15 protein-coding genes are annotated in these 16,741 nt (G+C 38.9%); 5 read left to right on the forward strand and 10 right to left on the reverse strand.

The features are described from left to right. Positions 1-162: 162 nt before the first annotated feature. From pnp to uvrB, 4 genes are all read right to left on the reverse strand, one after another. The gene (pnp, locus tag M0R79_RS05345) at positions 163-2,277 is read right to left on the reverse strand and encodes a polyribonucleotide nucleotidyltransferase (protein WP_092569605.1); all 2,115 of its coding nucleotides are present in this window, start codon (positions 2,275-2,277) and stop codon (positions 163-165) included. Between the two features lie 184 nt (positions 2,278-2,461). After that, entirely contained in the window at positions 2,462-2,731 is a 270-nt protein-coding gene (rpsO, locus tag M0R79_RS05350; RefSeq protein WP_092569603.1) for a 30S ribosomal protein S15, read from the reverse strand. Positions 2,732-2,908: 177 nt separating this feature from the next. Further along, positions 2,909-4,987: an acyltransferase family protein gene (locus M0R79_RS05355; RefSeq protein WP_259560281.1), complete on the reverse strand. Its 2,079-nt coding sequence runs from the start codon at positions 4,985-4,987 to the stop codon at positions 2,909-2,911. Positions 4,988-5,045: 58 nt separating this feature from the next. After that, complete coding sequence (gene uvrB, locus M0R79_RS05360) at positions 5,046-7,046, reverse strand: excinuclease ABC subunit UvrB (protein WP_248416080.1); 2,001 nt, start codon at positions 7,044-7,046, stop codon at positions 5,046-5,048. A gap of 187 nt (positions 7,047-7,233) precedes the next feature. Here uvrB and rpsT point away from each other — a divergent pair, with 187 nt between their 5' ends. Next, positions 7,234-7,485: a 30S ribosomal protein S20 gene (rpsT, locus tag M0R79_RS05365; protein ID WP_234971648.1), complete on the forward strand. Its 252-nt coding sequence runs from the start codon at positions 7,234-7,236 to the stop codon at positions 7,483-7,485. 64 nt (positions 7,486-7,549) lie between these two features. Here rpsT and holA read toward each other — a convergent pair whose 3' ends face one another. Continuing rightward, positions 7,550-8,566 carry a DNA polymerase III subunit delta gene (holA, locus tag M0R79_RS05370; protein WP_248416079.1) on the reverse strand — a complete coding sequence of 339 codons (1,017 nt, stop codon included), beginning with the start codon at positions 8,564-8,566 and terminating at the stop codon, positions 7,550-7,552. 98 nt (positions 8,567-8,664) lie between these two features. Between holA and M0R79_RS05375 the strand changes: the two genes are divergently transcribed. Next, positions 8,665-9,399 carry a gamma-glutamyl-gamma-aminobutyrate hydrolase family protein gene (locus tag M0R79_RS05375; protein ID WP_159428800.1) on the forward strand — a complete coding sequence of 245 codons (735 nt, stop codon included), beginning with the start codon at positions 8,665-8,667 and terminating at the stop codon, positions 9,397-9,399. 83 nt (positions 9,400-9,482) lie between these two features. On the opposite strand, the gene M0R79_RS05380 is transcribed toward M0R79_RS05375, so the two are convergent. The 3 genes from M0R79_RS05380 to M0R79_RS05390 are packed head-to-tail and all read right to left on the reverse strand — an operon-like array spanning position 9,483 to position 11,939. Then, a complete protein-coding gene (locus tag M0R79_RS05380) occupies positions 9,483-9,782 on the reverse strand; it encodes a biotin/lipoyl-containing protein (protein ID WP_159428799.1) in 300 nt (99 codons plus the stop codon). An 8-nt stretch (positions 9,783-9,790) separates the two neighbouring features. Continuing rightward, positions 9,791-10,984, reverse strand: coding sequence for an FtsW/RodA/SpoVE family cell cycle protein (locus tag M0R79_RS05385; RefSeq protein WP_092569588.1), 1,194 nt, complete (start codon positions 10,982-10,984; stop codon positions 9,791-9,793). Further along, the gene (locus M0R79_RS05390) at positions 10,971-11,939 is read right to left on the reverse strand and encodes a YihY/virulence factor BrkB family protein (RefSeq protein ID WP_092569586.1); all 969 of its coding nucleotides are present in this window, start codon (positions 11,937-11,939) and stop codon (positions 10,971-10,973) included. The genes M0R79_RS05385 and M0R79_RS05390 overlap by 14 nt, the downstream gene beginning before the upstream one ends. 133 nt (positions 11,940-12,072) lie before the next feature. Here M0R79_RS05390 and M0R79_RS05395 point away from each other — a divergent pair, with 133 nt between their 5' ends. Next, positions 12,073-12,768 (forward strand): histidine phosphatase family protein, encoded by a 696-nt coding sequence (locus M0R79_RS05395; RefSeq protein ID WP_092569584.1) that lies wholly within the window; start codon positions 12,073-12,075, stop codon positions 12,766-12,768. A 94-nt stretch (positions 12,769-12,862) separates the two neighbouring features. On the opposite strand, the gene M0R79_RS05400 is transcribed toward M0R79_RS05395, so the two are convergent. Next, a complete protein-coding gene (locus M0R79_RS05400; protein WP_259560288.1) occupies positions 12,863-14,140 on the reverse strand; it encodes a polysaccharide deacetylase family protein in 1,278 nt (425 codons plus the stop codon). 323 nt (positions 14,141-14,463) lie between these two features. Here M0R79_RS05400 and M0R79_RS05405 point away from each other — a divergent pair, with 323 nt between their 5' ends. Next, positions 14,464-15,819, forward strand: coding sequence for a YjiH family protein (locus M0R79_RS05405; RefSeq protein ID WP_248416077.1), 1,356 nt, complete (start codon positions 14,464-14,466; stop codon positions 15,817-15,819). A gap of 228 nt (positions 15,820-16,047) precedes the next feature. Here M0R79_RS05405 and M0R79_RS05410 read toward each other — a convergent pair whose 3' ends face one another. Further along, complete coding sequence (locus M0R79_RS05410; protein ID WP_159428798.1) at positions 16,048-16,212, reverse strand: hypothetical protein; 165 nt, start codon at positions 16,210-16,212, stop codon at positions 16,048-16,050. A gap of 95 nt (positions 16,213-16,307) precedes the next feature. On the opposite strand from M0R79_RS05410, the gene M0R79_RS05415 reads away from it, so the two are divergent. Beyond that, the gene (locus M0R79_RS05415) at positions 16,308-16,739 is read left to right on the forward strand and encodes a GNAT family N-acetyltransferase (protein WP_092569578.1); all 432 of its coding nucleotides are present in this window, start codon (positions 16,308-16,310) and stop codon (positions 16,737-16,739) included. The last annotated feature ends 2 nt before the right edge of the window (positions 16,740-16,741 follow it).

Genomic DNA, 16,741 nt, shown 5'->3' on the forward strand with positions numbered 1-16,741 from the left:
AAAATTTTTATAAAATCGAATGCCCCCTAAAGTTGAACCATGCAGCCAACTTTAGGGGGGCATTTTGTCTCTATAAATCTTTTTGCTGTCTAATAAATCAGATTTCCAGGTCCTAAAAACAATCAACGATATCAACATACTAGAGTATGTCTTGATAGATTCCTATTTTTCTCTTTCTAGTAAGGCTTTACGGGAAAGATTAATTCGGCCTCGTGGATCAATTTCCATGACCTTGACTTTAACCCGATCACCAATCGCTAACACGTCTTCAACTTTAGCTACCCGATGATGTTCTAGTTCAGAGATATGAATCATGCCTTCTTTTTTCGGCAGGATTTCTACAAAAGCACCGAACTTCTCAATCCGTTTAACGACCCCTTCATAGACTTCACCAGCAACGATTTCATGCGTTAAGATTTCAATTATTTCTTTGGCCCGATCAATCATCGCTTGATCACTTGAAGCGATTGATAGGTTGCCATCATCGTCGATATCAATCTTGACACCTGTTTCATCAATAATTTTATTGATGGTTTCACCACCCTTACCAATTACCACTTTAATTTGGTCCGGGTCAATCTTCATCATTTCTATCTTCGGTGCATAAGGACTTAAATCTGGACGAGGAGCAGCAATCGTTGAAGCAAGATGGTCTAATAATTGCATCCGGGCGATCCGAGCTTGTGCCAGCGATTCACGCAAGATTTGTTCAGTAATGCCCTTAATCTTAATATCCATCTGTAAGGCCGTAATCCCTTGGCGGCTACCTGCAACCTTAAAGTCCATATCACCCAAATGATCTTCCAATCCTTGGATATCTGTTAAAATAGTATACTTACTTTCATCATTTGGATTCATCATTAAGCCCATAGCAATTCCAGCAACCGGTGCTTTAATGGGCACACCGCCATCCATTAAGGCTAAGATTCCCGCACAAATGGAAGCCTGAGAAGAAGACCCATTCGATTCTAAAACTTCAGCAACCAAACGAATGGCATATGGAAAGTCTTCTTCGCTCGGAAGGATCGGTTCAATGGCGCGATGTCCTAATGCCCCATGACCAATCTCACGTCGACCAGGTGAACCATAGCGGCCGGTTGACCCGACTGAATATTGAGGGAAATTATAATGATGCATAAAGCGACGTGATTCTTCTAAGCCTAGACCGTCTAAAGATTGTTGTTCACTTAATGGCGCGAGCGTTAGTGCTGATAAAGCTTGAGTTTGTCCTCGAGTAAATAAAGCTGACCCATGAGCCCGAGGTAGGAAAGCCACTTCAGAAGATAAAGGACGAATTTCATCGATTCGTCGACCATCCGGACGAACCTTATCATCTGTAATTAAGCGACGTACTTCATCGAATTCTAATTGATCAGCAATTGCAATAATTTGTTGCAATTTTTGGTCAAGCTCTTCTTCCTCAGACCAGCGAGCTTGATAATCATCATGAATTTTTTCTTTGACGGCTTGAATATTGGCTTCCCGCTCCAATTTATCAAAGGTTTGAATAGCTTCGGTCATCAGCGGATTGTATTGCTCTTGAATCTCAGCTAACAGGATCGGATCAATTTGTCTGAGATCCACTGCCATCTTCTCTTGGCCAATCGCTGACCGGATATCTTCTTGGAAGCGACATAATTCTTGAATTGCTTGGTGGCCAAATAATAAGGCTCCAAGCATCACTTCTTCTGATAATTCTTGAGCGGATGATTCCACCATGTTAATGGCTGTTTTAGAACCAGCCACGGTTAAATCTAGATCTGAGGCTGCTTTTTGTTCAACAGAAGGATTAATCACAAATTTACCATCAACACGGCCAACATGAACACCGGCAATGGGACCATCAAAAGGAATATCAGAAATGGTTAAGGCTAAGGATGATCCTAGCATGGCGGCCATTTCCGGCGTATTATCTTGATCCACTGATAGGACAGTATTAATGACTTGGACTTCATTAAAGAAACCTTCTGGGAACATCGGACGAATCGGCCGGTCAATCAATCTGGCAGTCAAGGTAGCATGTTCAGAAGGACGCCCTTCTCGTTTAATGTAGCCACCTGGAATTTTTCCGACAGCGTACATTTTTTCCTCATAATTTACGGTCAAAGGAAAGAAGTCTTGATTTTCTTTAGCTTCTTTCTCACCGACTACAGCAGTTAGAACTACTGTATCACCATAGCGAACTAAGACGGCTGCATTGGCTTGTTGAGCTACATGACCGGTTTCTACAACCAATTTACGCCCGCCCCATTCTGTTTCAAATACATGTTTTGTCATTCTAGTTCTCCTTTGTTATGAATTGGGAGACTACTAAACAAATATCAGTCTTTTAATCGGATAAAAAACTCATACTTGTATAGTAGCAAGCTAGCTAAGCTAACGAACTCCCAACAAACATTTTAACATAATAATATCTCAAGACGCAAAAAAATCAGGACAAAAGCTGCCCTGATGATGTTGATTAGCGACGTAATCCTAAACGTTGGATTAATTCACGGTAACGTTGTACATCGTTCTCACGTAAGTATGCTAACAAGTTACGACGATGACCGATTTTCTTCATAAGCCCACGATAAGAATGGAAATCTTTCTTATGGGTATGAATATGTTCATTTAATGAATTAATATCATGTGTTAACAATGCAATTTGTACTTCTGGAGAACCAGTATCTCCTTCATGAGTAGCATAATCAGCAATAATTTGTTGTTTCATTTCTTTAGTCAATGCCATCTCATTTCACCTCTTTCTTTTTAAAAATAGTCCCAATGCTAAGAAAAACGTTGGTGATTCGTTAATCTGAGCATGGGGCTTAATAATTGCTTCGCAGCTTCGTTCGTCGATGCAAAAGATAGCAACAAACAGCCACTCAAATAGTGTAACCTACTTAAATTTAATAATCAAGTCTTTTTAGTGACTTTCTTGCAAAACTTTATAAAGGGTCTTCGCAATAATAATGGTAAAGTGTTCCATACCTAATGGTGAATGGTGGATCTCATCCTCGCCATACCAATCAGGGTGACCCTCTTGATAACTATGCCAATCAATTTCGTGGACATTTGGATAGTCCTCAGCCACTTCCTTAATTAATCGATTGACTTCATCAATATGTTGAACACGAGAATTTGTATTAATAAAGAATACCTGACGGTCACCAGATAATTCAATCATCTCGTCTAAGGCTGGTCGGTCTAAACTGGCATTGGTGCCCAAATTAATGACCACATTTTCTTGAACCTCACCATCGGCAAGCATTTGTTTATAAATAGGAATTGCATCCCAAATTTGTAAACTACCCTGACCATAATAATTCCCATTCAAGAAAATTTCTAAGGTATTTATACCATTAATGCTGACAATCGAATCACCAAATAATGTCATTGGTACTTCAGTGGCGAAAAGTAGCTCTTCTTTACTTAAGTTTTCAACGACAGTTGGATGAAAAGCTTCTAATTCATCAAAGAGTCCCTGATTCTCATTGAGTCGATCAAGAAAAGCTTGAATCTGATCTTGTTTCACATTTACCAGATAATTGACCAAACGTTCATTTTCTCGATTCTTAATATAATGATCCGTCAACGATTTGACCGTATCTTCTTGATCAGCTTGACGGCTGACCCGAGTCGCAAAATGCTGGTCTAAATCCTTGATCTCATCTTTGACTTTGATTAGCGGTTTTTCAGCCGGATAGGCCTCTTTGAGCATGTTTGGCGCAAAGCGATAGGTTTGATACTCTAGTTCGAACAAAGCAACCCGTTTATCATTGCGACTATTAAACACGGCAAAGCCGAAGCCAATCAAAGCTAGACAGAATAGTCCTGAAAACACACAGCGAGCAAACCATTTTTTCGGTTGGGTCCGATCTTTTAACAGAGCCAAATTCTTATACCAATCCCATTGATTGGCGAAAGGAATCTGCCAAATCGGTCTCTCTGCCAAGCGATAAGTCACTTCGCCGAAGAAAATAATCCCTAAAATACTGAGACTATTAATCATTAGCATATTACCATTGAAACGGCGGAATTGCCCCATCATGATGACAATCACTGGATAATACCAGAGATAATACGAATAGGACCGCTTACCAATAACATCAAAAATCGGATTGCCCCAGAAAAAACGTGTAATCGGTGGATTAATCGTAATTAACCATAGAAGAAACATGGAAATCAAATTAAAATAAGTCATCACTAATTCATAGGTCCATGCCGAATTATCTTTCGTGGTCAAGACAAAGAACAGGGTCAATCCTGTAACCAACACGGCAAAGATTGAATAAAAACTTTTGCGATGTTTCAAGTTCTGTAAATAATTTAAGATGGTCGGCAAACTATAGGCCGTTGCCATCCCTAAAGCAAAAGATGAAAACCGAGTGTCTAAACCATAATAAACCCTAGTCGGATCATCTCCTGGCTTATAAAGAAACAACATCAGACTATGACTTAGAATAACTATGATCGCCCAAAAAATTCCCTTGGCAGGCAAAGAGAACTTAAAGCGCTTGGTCAGTAAAAATAAAGGAATTGCCAGAATGAAGGATTGAAGATAGATGGCATTGTACCAGAGATGAGTAAATGGTGTCGCATTGGTCATTTGGACAAAATAAGATTGATCTGAGAAAATTTGATACCAATTACTCACAAATGCTAGCGCAGAAAGCATATCATTGCGGATATAATGCAATTCAATCGGTTTAAATAGTACAAAGCCCAGAACAATTATCATCATCATCCATAAAAGTGGCAGGAATAAACGCTCAAAAGTTTTTAAAAGATAGCGACCAATGGCCGGGTAATTTGTTTTCTGGTCGACTGGCTGGTGCTTCTCCATTTTATAGGCGAAGAAATAACCACCAAGCACCAAGAAGGTATTTACCATTAAGAACCCGCCTGGAACATAATTTGGAAATAGATGATAGAAAATTACCATCGCCACAGCGAAGCCTTTTAATCCTTCAAAACTTTTTATCCTGGACGGAAATTGAGCCAAAATAACACCCCCACAAATTTCATATCAAAACTTAGACACTTATACTAACACAAATCCCTTACTTGCGCTTATTTTTTTTGTAAATTGTTTGTAATTCAATAATAATATCGCGCAAGTCAGCCGCTGCCTCAAAGTTTAAATCTTTAGCATATTGGCGCATTTGTAATTGTAACACTTCCAATTGTTCTTCTCTTTGTTGAGCAGACATTTTACGGAACTGACCAAGCAGATCTTGCTCTTTATTCTCAGGCTCAACTTCATGGGTAATCCGAATGAGATCACGCACTTCTTTCTTAATTGTCTTGGGCGTGATATGGTGTACCCGGTTATATTCCAGCTGAATACTGCGACGTCGATTAGTTTCATCGATGGCTCGCTGCATTGAATCAGTCATGGTATCAGCATACATAATGACCCTTCCTTCAGCATTCCGAGCAGCTCGACCAATCGTTTGGACTAAAGCTCGTTCACTGCGCAAGAAACCTTCTTTGTCTGCATCAAGAATGACTACTAATGAAACTTCAGGTACATCGAGACCCTCTCTCAATAAATTAATCCCGACCAATACATCAAAAACGCCTAAACGCAGATCACGAATAATTTCAGTCCGTTCCAGGGTTTTGATATCACTATGCAAGTATTTCACTTTAATATCAAGTTCTTTTAAGTAATCGGTCAAATCCTCCGACATCTTCTTAGTTAAAGTAGTGATAAAGACCCGCTCACCCTTCTCCACTCGTTGATTAATTTCGCCAACGATATCATCAATCTGCCCTTTTATCGGCCGAACTTCAACTAGAGGATCCAACAAGCCAGTGGGTCGAATGATTTGTTCAACATATTCTCCGTTAGTATGTTCTAACTCATAAGGACCCGGAGTTGCTGAAATATAGACAATCTGATTCACATGTTCCTCAAATTCTTCTAACCTTAATGGCCGGTTATCTAGGGCACTCGGTAATCTGAAACCATAGTCAATCAACTGTTGCTTACGTGCGCGGTCACCATTATACATACCGCGAATCTGAGGCATGGTCATATGCGATTCATCTACTACAATTAAATAATCGTCCGGGAAGAAATCTAGCAAGGTGAAAGGCTGTTCCCCGGGCTTACGTCCATCCATATGACGTGAATAATTCTCTATACCATTGGTATAACCCATTTCAAGCAGCATCTCAATATCATAATTAGTTCGTTGTTCCAAACGTTGGGCTTCAAGAAGTTTATTCTCTCCCCTTAAGTAGGCTAACTGCTCTTCAAGCTCCGCACGAATCGATTCGACCGCGCGGACAATTTGTTGGGTATTGGCCACAAAGTGAGTCGCTGGAAAAATAGGAAAATGATCCACTTCAGATTTAATTTCACCGGTTAAAACATCCACTTCGCGGATGCGTTCAATTTCATCACCAAACCATTCAATGCGTAGCACCTGACTCTCCCTAGAAGCTAAGAAAATTTCAACCACATCACCACGAACGCGGAAGGTCCCCCGTTGGAAATCAAAATCATTGCGAACAAATTGCATATCGACCAGACGAGAAATCACATCTTCTCGAGCAATTTCTTGACCCTTGCGCAAAGACAAGACTTGGTCGCGATACATTTGTGGATCGACTAAACCATAAATACAGGAAACAGAAGCCACCACAATCACATCGCGTCTTTCGATTAAAGCGGAAGAAGCTGAATGGCGTAATCGATCAATTTCATCGTTAACACTGGCTTCCTTCTCGATATAAGAATCCGAAGAAGGTACATACGCCTCAGGTTGATAATAATCATAGTATGACACAAAGTATTCGACCGCATTATCGGGGAAAAATTCTAGCAATTCAGAATATAATTGACCAGCCAAAGTTTTATTATGGGCTAAAACCAAGGTCGGTTTGTTAACATTCTGAATAACATTAGCAATGGTAAAGGTCTTTCCTGTCCCCGTTGCCCCTAAAAGAATCTGCTCGCGCTGGCCGTCTTCAATTCCCTGAGTCAAACTATCAATTGCCTGGGGTTGATCCCCACTCGGTTGAAAAGGTAATTTTAATTTAAATTGATCCATGGACCCTTTCCTCTCTAGAACAAGCGTTCGCATCTTAGTATAACGCTTCATCCAATATAATGCTATAAAATCCGAAAATTTATGATTGCTTTTGTACTTTTGAATAAGTTATAATAATGTCTGTTGACTCGCTTTAATAATTCTGATAGAGTTACAAAACGCAATAATTATGAAAGAGGTGAATTCCTTGGCAAATACTGTCCAAACCATTAAACGTGTTCGTCAAACGGCTGTTAAATCAGATCGCAACACTGCTCAAATTTCTCGCATGCGTCGGGCGATTAAAAACTTCAAACTTGCGGTTGAATCTGGTGAAGGAAATCAAGCTGATTTATTTAAAGCAGCTGTGAAACAAATTGAAAATTCTGCGAATAAAGGTTTAATTCACGCAAATAAAGCTGCTCGTGATATTTCAAAATTAGCTAAATTGAATAAATAAAGGCATTTAGGTTGAAAGTTGGCTTTCAACCTTTTTTTATACCTTCTTTTACTAGGTTCTATCCTCAGCTAGAGACAATTTTAGTTAACAAGAGATAGAAATGATTTTCTGCCTGGCCGATTCCCATCTTCATCTGATAATCTATCTCAGCAAAATCATCATACAAAGCTAACAAAGCTGGCAAGGTTTTGCGCTGGCTTGCCTGATAGGCCAGTTTAACCCGATAAGGATGGACACTCAAATATTCTGCCATTTGACCAGACATCATGCCCCGCTCTTTCAATAACTTGACTTGTAAAATTAAGCGAAATTGACTGACCAACAAAGCATGCAAGGCAATGGGTTCATTCTTCATCAGCAGTAGGTCTTGATAGATTTGGATGGCTTGGTTGACTTTTCCTTGGCTGACTGCAGTTGAAAGTTCAAAGACATCCGTTTCAAGACTTCTAGGCACTAATTGACGGACATTCTCGACCGAAAGTTCCTGTCCTGATAAGACAAATGTATGTAATTTCTCTAATTCAATCATCGCCAAACTTAATTGGTAATTGACACGAATTAGCAATTCATCAAGGGCATGCTTGCCAAGTTTTATTTCACTGGACCTTAAATATTCCCGCACAAAACGATCTACCTGGCGTTCATCTAATGGGGTCACATCCACTAAGAGCGTCTGCTTAGTAAATAGCTGACTTAATTTACGTCTACGGTCAATCTGATCCTGCCGGGATAAAAAGACGACAACCGTCGCTGAATTTGGTGAGCTGATATATTCTGATAAGTTTTTCTCTTCTGTCTTATTAAGTTTAAGCGGACTTTGGTTAGCTAAGAAAGAGGCATTATCGACAATGATAATCCGCTGATCAGCAAAGAAGGAAAACATATTAGCTTCATCGATAACTGACTGGATTGACTCTTCTTCTAAATCGATTTGCATAATATCTAGTGCTTGATCCTTCTCTAAAGTATTAAATAATTGCTTTAAGAACTGATCAATTAAGTACTTCTCACTTCCTTGTAAGTAATACACCGGAGCCAGCTTACCCTGATGCAATTCTGTCATGACTCTCTGATAATCCATCCTGTCACCTCTCTTTAAGTATAAATAATCTCAATCCGTTTAGCTAGGTTGACCTCTTCTTTTAGCTTAGCTATGATTTAACAAAAAGGAGAAAAATGATGAAACCTTTGATTGGTATTACTGGAAACATCATGCAAGAAACTGAAAAAAATTCTAACATTCAATGGCATTATAGCTATAGTTTACAAGATTTCAGTCAGGCGGTATATCAAGCCGGTGGCATTCCGGTCACTCTTCCACTTCTCGACCAGAGTATTGCTCAAGAATTGATCAATAAAGTTGATGGCATCATCTTCAGTGGTGGTGAAGATATTCACCCTTTACTTTACAAGCAAGAGGTTCAACCAAATCTGGGTCCCGTCAATATGGAGCGAGACCGTTTCGAATTATCTTTACTGGATCAAGCCATTCAACAACAGAAAGCAATCTTGGGTGTTTGTCGTGGATTTCAACTTATTAATGTCTACTTCGGCGGCAGCCTCCATCAAGAGATTCAACAACTTGACCAGATCCATCTACAACATCGGCAAAAAAGTGATTTAAGACAGGGGCATCACTTGGTTCGCATTGACGCATCATCATATCTGTCAACCCTTATCGGGTCGACTTCCTTGGTCAACTCCTATCATCACCAAGCCATTGACCAACTAGCTAGTCCGCTAAAGGCAACCGCTTATAGTTCTGATCATATTATTGAAGCGATTGAATATATCGATCAAGATCATAGCCTACTAGCCGTCCAATGGCATCCTGAAATCCAGCTAGCGGTTAACCAAGAACAAGCTAAATTGTTTGAAGATTTAGTCTGTCGCAGTCGAAAATCGGCCCAATAATTAACAAACAAAGCATCCATGACCCGTTCATGAAGTTGTCTTAAGCGGACACTTCAGCGATAACCTGGCCAGGATGCTTTATTTTATGCTTCTTCAAATTCAAACAACCAATTCTCATCGGCCTTATTTAAAGATAATATTTGGGGCATGGCCTCCACTGAAGCATTCGTCTTGACAATCGCTCCCGTTTTTTCAATCGGGATTTCAATGGCAGCTTTCTCCGCTTCAATATTAGCCACCACCTGACCCGCTTCGACGGGACCTGCAGCATGTAAATTTATATATTCAACTTCTCCAATCTCCGCAAGAGTATCTGGATGCAAATAAACTCGATTTAATTTTCCTTCAATCAATTTATATAATAACTCTTTATCTTTTTTCATCATACACCTCAAAAATAATCTTCTGTTAGGGCAAATTTATAATTTCGATGGTGATAGCGCATTGACAGAATTAAGCCTACACCAATCATATTACTTAACAAGGCTGATCCCCCTTGTGATACAAAAGGAAGCGGGATCCCAGTAATCGGTAATAAACCAATAGTCATGCCTATATTCTCAAAAATATGGAACAGAATCATCGAAATAATTCCAGTAGAAATATAAGCATAAAATTCATTTTTTGTCTCAAAGCAGGTTTGTACCATCTGGTAAATCAAAACAAAATAAACAAATAAGAGGACTGAGGCGCCCAAAAAGCCAAAATTCTCAGCTATCGTCGTAAAGATAAAGTCAGATTCTCGAACCGGCACAGAAACTTCCGAAAAACCAAAGCCCTTGCCACTGAGTTGACCTGAACCGACAGCCTTAATACTTTGAGCCAATTGATAGCCTGAACCCTGGGTATCGCCAAATGGATTCAACCAGTTTTGAATCCGGGCCATCTGATAAGTATCAAATAAACCAGAATCCACTAAGATATGAGGGTAAAATCCGGCTAGAATAATCAAACTACCGCCACCAATAACAGCAATTAAGATAATCGGTAACAATATCTTCCAACTAATCCCTGAAATTAATATAATTCCAGCAGTGATTGAGATGATAACCAAATTAGTCCCTAAGTCATTCTGAATTTGAATTAAGACCATCGGCGGGAGCGCACATAAGGCAATTTTTCCTAAGAGGATAAAATCGGACCGCAGGCTGCGATGCAGATTTGACGCATTATGTTCAGTGACCAAACGAGCCAGAAACACGGTATAAGCAGGTTTAAAAACTTCCGAAGGTTGGAAAGAAACATTTCCCACTCTAAACCATGATTTCGCTCCAGTCTCCAAGGCCAACTGGCGATCATGGAATAAAAGTACAAGAATCAGCAGCAAAATGCCAAAGCCATAGAGCAACCTGGCTATCTTCCAATATTGTTCACTATCTAATTGTATGGTGAAGATAATGACTAGGGCTCCCACCCCATACCACAAGGCATGCATTAAGGTCGGACGTAAATCTTGTCCCTGAATTAAATGGGTAGTGGCATAGACACTGACAATGCCAATAATCGCCAATATTAATACACTAAGAATAATCCCATAGTCGATGCGAGACTCTTGTTGTCGCACCATTTGTCTAGTTGCCTTCATTTATTTTACTCCTATCACTGTCAGTCTTTACAATACTTATCTGATCTTTGAGCACCGGTTGATGACTGATAAACCCGTCACTCTTATCGATTATAATCTCACCTTGATATGGGGCAAATGGATCAGCTTTCGGATTTTTGAAATCGTAATAGAATACATTTAAATAAGCCCCCACACATAATACCATCGAGTTGAAATAGAGCCAAATCATTAAAATAATAAAAATCCCTAGTGTTTGATTCGAGATACTGTTGCCCGCAAAAGAAAGATATATTGTAAATAATTGCGAAATCAAAAAGATTCCTACAAAAGAAAAAATGGCTCCCGGCAAAGCGTATTTCAGTGGTCGGTGGACATTCGGAATGATATAGTACATCAAGACTAACAAACAAAAGACGAGGATGACCCCAAATATCCAACCCTGTTGAACAATTAAGGAAACTAAGCCAGAATAATCTGGCAATCTTTGTTCAACTAAATGTAAAATACTCTCGCCAAACACTAATAAAGAGGTCACTGCAAAAATTAATAATACCATAAAAATCGTAAAAAGATAAGCAAAGCCACGAGAAATCAGTAAATTCTTGCGGGGTTCTACTTTATAAATTTCATTAAAGACACGCTGTAAAGTATTGAAGACATTGGAGGCCGGCCACAGTGAAATAATTAACCCCAAAGAAAAAACACCAGGTGAAGTATTCTCCAAATAACCTTGTAAAATTGGCAATAAAATTGATTGAACTTCCGCCGGTACGAAATTCCGCATCATGGCTAAAATGTCCGCTGTCTTGATTGGAAGAATGGCAATCACATTCGCTAAGGCCAAAAGAATTGGTACCATGGCCCAAATGACATAGAATGACATTTCTGCTGCATAGGAGCCGAAGCGAAGTTGTTCGCTATTATCTCGGTAAGTTTTTAAGAGTCTCGACCAAATATTCTGACTTTTCTCCACTTAATTGCCCCCCTTTTATTTACTAAGATTATCACAAAGCCGAATTGATTTCATCTTAAAACAAGCGACTTTCTTTAGACTTAAGTTCAAAACATCGTTATAATAAATCTAAGAGAAATGAGGAGGCAGAATTATGTCAAATGGAGTTACTTTTTATTTTGTAAGACACGGAGAGACCTATTTTAATTTTTATGATCGGATGCAGGGTTGGTCCAATGCTCCCTTAACCCCTAAAGGCATTGAGAATGTACACCGTAGTGGTCGAGGTTTAGCTGATGTTAAATTCGATGCGGTTTATACCAGTGACCTTCAACGAACCATTGATACAGCTTTAATCCTCTTAGAAGAAAACCAGTTCAATGAAGGGTTAAAAATTGTACCGATGAAAGAATTTCGTGAAGTGTTCTTTGGCAGCTTTGAAGGACAAATTGCCAAAGATGTCTGGCCCCAATTAATTAAGTCTACTTCGATTAAATATGATTTACCTCAAGGTTCAGAAGCTGAAATTCAATATATATTAAACACCATTAAAGAATTAGACCCTTATCATCATGCTGAGAATTATGTCGAATTCTGGCAACGGGTTGAGTCTGGCCTACTGCAATTACTCAATAAGCATGCAGGAACAAATCAGACTATATTAGTCGTTTGTCACGGGATGACCATTCGTAACCTCCTCAATGGTCTGATTGCCGATTTTAATAAAAAAGAGCCCCTCGATAATGCTTCGGTATCAATTGTCGAATACCGTGATGGGCAATTCCGACTCAAAGCCTATGGTCGAACTGACCATTTTAAGGATGTCCTGAATGATTCTAATCAAGAATAACAAATTAGCACACTCAATACTCTTAGAGAAAGAGATTTTGAGTGTGCTTTTTACTGATGATTGCTTGTAACACTAGCCTTTTCACTAAATGAACTTACTCGTACTGGGCATAATTTTCAATTTCCCGATACCGTTCATTAAATTCTAATTCGTTAGGACTAACAAATTTATAATTCTGATCAACCAAAGCTTGAAGGATTTGTTCAAAAGCATCGACAGATTTTTGTGAGGTATCATGCATTAACATCAGCATATCCCGATCAAATTGAGGCAAGGTATATTCATAGATTTCCTCAGGTGTCTCGAAATACCAGTCATTGGTATCCGTATTCCACATGGTCGAAGTCATATTATCGATTAATTCATAAACATGACGGCCCCCATCACCAAACGGCATCCGATATAATTTAGGCCGATAGCCGGTATGATTTTCGATAATATCCTGAGTAGCATTAATTTCCCATAAAATTTCATCATCAGTCATTTCTAGAAAAGTAGGATGACTATAAGAATGATTGCCGATATCATGACCCCGCGCGATGATTTCTTGAGCTACTTGGGGGACTTGATCAACATTCCGTCCGACGACAAAGAAAGTTGCTTTAATTTGGTACTTATCCAAGATATCTAGAATTTGTGGCGTAAAATCTTCATTAGGACCATCATCAAAAGTAACCGCCACTTTAGGTCGATAGTCAAGAGGAGTATCCATTATATAAGGAAGCACCGCATCCGCTTGATAAAGATTACTTAAAATCTGATCTGAAAATTTGTCGGGATCTTGCAACATCGATTGCATATAGTGGTCAACTTTTTGCAGATACTGTTGGTTAATTTTTTCTTTTAGACCTTGGTCAGCAGCTTGATTCAACAATTCTTCTATATTTAGCATGGTTTGCACTTGCTTGAGGACTTGTTGATTGTCTTTGGCTGGCAGGTCTGCCAAATCATTAACCAATTGATGAGCTTGATTCAAGGGTAACCAAGCCTCTTCAACTAATTCATAGATATGATCAATTTGTTGAGTGAAAGCATCCTGAACAGGCCAGACATACAAGTCTTTATGTTTAGCCCATAATTCTGGACTCAACTCGGCATTCAGGCTAACCTGCTCTAGTTTAGGATTATTGATATCAGTGTGTTGACTATCAACAAAATATTTAATCTTCTGTAGATTACGAAATTTACATAGAGCTAGATTGGCTTTGGTCTGTAAATCCTGACCAACATCCCCAGCTAAGCGATTGGTTACATTCATTAAATCTTGAATTTTGTGGATGGTTACATTCTCTGCTAAATAAATTTCTTGCTCATCTTGATATATTTCATTCATTAAAGCCTGGGCTCGTTGAACTCGACTCGGAAAGTTCATTGGAACAAAATATAAAATAACCAATATTGTCGTAAGAAAAAGTGCAAAACCATACCAAATTCTTTTCTTATTTATTTTTATCCAAGCATCCACCATTATTCCCCCGCATAATTTGTTACATTTATGTTACCATCCTGGATAGCGAATGCAAGCTTTACTTTCTTAAATTCTTCTATATTTTACTTGGTCAGCTTTTAAGATAAAGTTCATCTGAATTTAATTCCGATGAACACGTTCTCATTGGATTCCATTTGTAATTGTTTTCTTATTGGTCTAAAATATAATGCATTGATTCACAGTCTAAAATAAATATGGAGGTATGTATGAATAAAGAAGACTATACTAACCAGGATGTGTTTCAATTTGTTATCCCATCTCTCGTTGGTATATTGTTGTTAATGACCCCGTTTACTTATGAAGGAAGTACGACCGTTGCCGTCTCTGTGCTTTCAAATTGGATTTATCAAGGAATCGACCGAGTGGTTCCTATTCCCTATCTGATATTGTGTATTATTACACTTTCTTTTTTGATTTCTATCGTAGGGAGTCAATTTAAACCTAAATTCTTGAAAGAACATCCACTCTTAAATGAAGTCGGGCATATTTCATGGTTTTGGATGGTTGTCAGAGCGATTGGTATGCTCTTCGCTTGGCTGACTGCTTTTAAATTAGGACCCGAAGTTATTTGGTCTGAAAGCACCGGCGGTCTCATCTTAAACGACTTAATTGGTGGTCTCTTTACTATTTTCTTAGTAGCCGCTTTTATCCTACCATTTCTGACCGAGTTTGGTTTACTCGAATTTGTTGGTGTATACTTGACCAAAATTATGCGCCCCTTGTTTGATCTTCCCGGTCGTTCAGCCGTGGATTGTGTAGCTTCCTGGGTGGGTGACGGAACCATTGGCGTAACCTTAACGAGCAGTCAATATGAACAAGGATATTATACTGAGAAAGAAGCTTCGATTATTGCGACAACTTTCTCTGCGGTATCGATCACATTCTGTTTAGTCGTCTTACAAAACGTTGACCTGACAGATTATTTTGGTTTTTACTATTTGACCGTCGTATTATCCGGCATTTGCTGTGCTTTAATTATTCCCCACCTGCCACCCTTATCGAGAAAATCTGAACAAAGACTTGCTCATCCCGAAGATTTAGATGGTGATGTCATTCCGGATGGATATAGTCGTTCTCAATGGGCCTTAAGATTAGCTATCCGCAAAGCCAAAAAAAATGGCAGTGTCTGGGCTTATTTCAATCGGGCTATCAAAACTGTCGTTAATTTATGGTTGAGTGTGATTCCAATTATTATGGCTGTAGGTACCATGGCTTTAATCCTATCGGAAAATACAGAAATCTTTACCTGGTTGGGTAAACCATTTCTCCCTCTGCTCCAACTCTTACAAGTCCCAGAAGCTCAGGCAGCGAGTCAAACTGTGATTGTTGGTTTTGCCGACATGGTGGTGCCTTCAATCATGGCTGCAGAAATTCAAAATCCGATGACCCGTTTTATAATTGCCAGCCTATCTGTTGTTCAACTCATCTATCTTTCCGAAACAGGTGCAGTGATTCTTGGTTCTAAATTACCCGTTAACCTTTGGGAAATTTTTGTTATTTTTATTGAACGAACCTTGATTTCCTTACCAATTATCGTCTTAATCGCGAACCTTATTTTTTGACGGGGTAAAACGTGTTAAGCCGATGGTTACGATATAATTAGGATTCATCCATCATATTCAAAACATCAAATAATTATTGTTCAGGAAAATATTAAGCCGAATACTCAGTAGAAAGTTAACCCTCTTTTTGAGAAACTTTCTTACTTAAGTATTCGGCTTTTTTTAATTTATGAAAGATAACGAAATTCTCAAAATCACAAAGATTTCTAGAATAGCATAGTTTGACAGTTACTCGGTAAGCCAACGATAGTCACTCACTGCATGACTTGAATTTTGATGTTGAGCGAGTTGACAGCGATTTAAAAACACAAAAATCGTTAATAGAATTAAACCAAAAATCCACCACTTCTTCTCTTTAGAACTCATAGGTGGACGATTCTTTTTCTGGAACATAATATTCTCCTTCTATACCTTATCTCATAAAATATGCTAAGATAAAAACAAATTTATTTCATTCAAACTGTATTATAGCAAAGAAAGGTGTTCAAATGGAACTTAGAATTAATTCAGAGCGCTGGCAACAAGCTGCCGCATTCTTCATTCGTTACCAAGTCTTTGTACTCGAGCAAGGCATCAAGGCGGAGGAAGAATTTGATCAAATTGACCTCGATCGCCCTCCCTATATTGTCATCTACGACCAGAATCTTCCTGTCGCAACCGGACGCTATCTTCAAGATGATGAACAGACATTTCGAGTTTCTCGATTAGCCACGCTTAAATCTTATCGAGGACAAGGACTAGCTACTCAAATAGTCCAAGCTATCGAACAACTTGGCCGAGAACATGGTCTTAAACATTGTCTGATTCATGCAGATTGCACTGCCCTCCCCTTTTATCAATCCCTAGGTTACCAAATTTGCTCAGAGATCTATTTAGAGGATGGCGTTGAATGCGTCAATGTTGAAAAATATTTGCTCTGATG

The sequence above is a fragment of the Ignavigranum ruoffiae genome, assembly GCF_023195815.2.
Taxonomy (GTDB): Bacteria; Bacillota; Bacilli; order Lactobacillales; family Aerococcaceae; genus Ignavigranum; species Ignavigranum ruoffiae.